This window comes from uncultured Mycobacterium sp., from assembly GCF_964249325.1.
Taxonomy (GTDB): domain Bacteria; phylum Actinomycetota; class Actinomycetes; order Mycobacteriales; family Mycobacteriaceae; genus Mycobacterium.
Window position 1 is genome coordinate 1 of record NZ_CAXUCH010000419.1, and the last position, 2,035, is coordinate 2,035.

Sequence of the window (2,035 nt, forward strand, 5' to 3'; positions counted from 1 at the left end):
TTCTGGGACGGCGTCAACGCCCACGAGCTGCGGATCCAGCGCCGACCTGACGGCAGTCTGCAGCACCCGCCGGTGCCCGCGGTGTGGCAGGACAAAGAAGCCCCGATCGATTATGTGGTAGCCAGTGGCAAGGGCACGGTGTTCAGTTTTGTGGTGCACCATGCGCCGAAGGTGCCCGGCCGCACACTGCCGTTCGTCATCGCGCTCGTTGAGCTCGAGGAAGGCGTTCGCATGCTCGGCGAGCTGCGCAATGTCGACCCCGCGAAGGTGAATATCGGAATGCCCGTTCGCGCAATCTATATCGACTTTCCCGCCAGCGACAGCGGCCCGGAGTGGACGCTGTATGCCTGGGAGCCGGACCGATGAGCGCCTCAGTTGTTGAGGTCGGCACCAAGCTGCCCGAGCTGTCGATCTACGGCGATCCCACGTTCATCATCTCGACGGCGTTGGCTACCCGCGATTTTCAGGACGTGCACCACGACCGGGACAAGGCCCAGGCCAAAGGTTCGAAGGACATCTTTGTCAACATCCTCACCGACACCGGGCTGGTGCAGCGCTACGTCACCGACTGGGCCGGACCGTCGGTGTTGATCAAGTCGATTTCGCTGCGGTTGGGTGTGCCATGGTATGCCTACGACACCGTGACGTTCTCCGGTGAAGTGACCGCGATAGAGGACGGGCTGATCACCGTGAAAGTGGTGGGCCGCAACAGTCTTGGCGATCACGTGATCGCCACTACAACGCTGACGATCGGGGATGCGTAGTGCTGTCGGGTAAAGCCGCAATTGTCGGCATCGGCGCGACGGACTTCTCGAAGAACTCCGGGCGCAGCGAACTGCGGCTGGCGGCCGAAGCGGTGCAAGACGCTCTGGACGACGCCGGGCTGAGTCCGTCCGATGTCGACGGGCTCACCACCTTCACGATGGACACCAATACCGAAGTCGCCGTGGCACGCGCGGCCGGTATCGGGGAGCTGAAGTTCTTCTCCAAGGTGCACTACGGCGGCGGGGCGGCGTGCGCGATCGTCCAGCAAGCCGCGATCGCCGTCGCCACCGGTATCGCCGATGTGGTAGTGGCATACCGCGCGTTCAACGAGCGCTCCGGCATGCGATTCGGGCAGGTGCAGACCCGGCTCAGCGAGAACGCCGATTCGACCGGTGTGGACAACTCGTTCTCGTATCCGCATGGCTTGTCGACACCGGCGGCGCAGGTTGCGATGATCGCCAAGCGCTATATGCACCTGTCCGGTGCGACCAGCCGGGACTTCGGCGCCATCTCTGTCGCGGACCGCAAGCACGCAGCCAAAAACCCGAAGGCCTACTTCTACGAAAAGCCGATAACCATCGAGGACCATCAGAACTCGCGATGGATCGCCGAGCCGCTGCGGCTGCTGGACTGCTGCCAGGAGACCGACGGCGCCGTCGCGATCGTGGTGACTTCTGCTGAGCGAGCCAGGGACCTCAAGCATCGGCCGGCTGTTGTCGAGGCCGCCGCGCAGGGCTCCAGCCCCGACCAGTACACGATGGTCAGCTACTACCGGCCCGAGCTCGACGGCCTACCCGAGATGGGTCTGGTCGGGCGCCAGCTATGGTCCCAGTCCGGGCTGAAGCCGACCGACATCCAGACCGCCGTTCTCTACGACCATTTCACGCCGTTCACGCTGATTCAATTGGAGGAGTTGGGTTTCTGCGGTAAGGGCGAGGCCAAGGACGTCATTGCCGACGGTGCCATCGAGATCGGCGGGCGGCTGCCCATCAACACACACGGTGGTCAGCTCGGTGAGGCCTACATCCACGGCATGAACGGCATCGCGGAGGGGGTTCGCCAACTGCGAGGCAGCTCGGTGAACCAGGTGCCGAACGTCGAGCACGTGCTCGTCACGGCAGGCACTGGCGTGCCGACGTCCGGCCTGATCCTGGGCTAGCTTTTCGCTGCCCATCTCGCTCGAACGTGACGCTGCAGTCACGCCGGGCTTCGAGCGCTCAGACTCAAGTGATCGCTGCAACGCCTGAGTTGTTTAGGGGTGTTGTTCGAT

Annotated in this window: 3 protein-coding genes; all 3 read left to right on the forward strand. The window is 63.6% G+C overall.

The features are described 5' to 3' along the window. A partial coding sequence (locus tag ACFE99_RS25360; RefSeq protein ID WP_375489682.1) for a Zn-ribbon domain-containing OB-fold protein occupies positions 1-366 on the forward strand: 366 nt, incomplete at its 5' end. Beyond that, positions 363-764, forward strand: a complete 402-nt coding sequence (locus tag ACFE99_RS25365) for a MaoC family dehydratase (RefSeq protein WP_375489684.1) — start codon at positions 363-365, stop codon at positions 762-764. The genes ACFE99_RS25360 and ACFE99_RS25365, both read left to right, overlap by 4 nt. Next, positions 764-1,924, forward strand: a complete 1,161-nt coding sequence (locus ACFE99_RS25370) for a lipid-transfer protein (protein WP_375489686.1) — start codon at positions 764-766, stop codon at positions 1,922-1,924. Before ACFE99_RS25365 ends, ACFE99_RS25370 begins: the two co-directional genes overlap by 1 nt. The last annotated feature ends 111 nt before the right edge of the window (positions 1,925-2,035 follow it).